The organism is Neptunitalea chrysea, assembly GCF_027924145.1.
GTDB lineage: Bacteria > Bacteroidota > Bacteroidia > Flavobacteriales > Flavobacteriaceae > Neptunitalea > Neptunitalea chrysea.
Genome location: NZ_BRVP01000088.1, coordinates 1 through 323, shown reverse-complemented (window position 1 = coordinate 323; position 323 = coordinate 1). Strand labels below are relative to the sequence as shown.

General features: G+C 35.9%; 1 protein-coding gene. It reads left to right on the top strand.

Going from position 1 to position 323, the window contains the following annotated elements; translation table 11 throughout:
- Positions 1–323, top strand: a 323-nt coding sequence (locus NBRC110019_RS16830) for a transposase family protein (protein WP_507764327.1), incomplete at both ends; no start/stop codon positions are given.

The window sequence follows — 323 nt, the reverse complement described above, 5'->3', positions numbered from 1 at the left end:
GATCTAACATCAGAGTATATGGGTATTGATAGCGAATGTCAACTTTTTCGAATTTTACCTGCTAGTTTATCCAGCAAAATAGAGCGCAGTGTCTACAACAGAAGAAAGCGTAAGTTATTTTCATTTAGAGAATCACTTCGCAAAGCATTGGTAAAGAGGCTGAATAAATCTGAGCATTGTTATATTGTTGACAGTATGCCTTTAGAGGTCTGTAAATTATCAAGAAGCTCCAGAAGTAAGATATGTAAAGAACAGGACTACAGTCTGCCCGAAAAAGGATATTGTGCGAGTCAATCAAGTCATTATTATGGATATAAACTGCA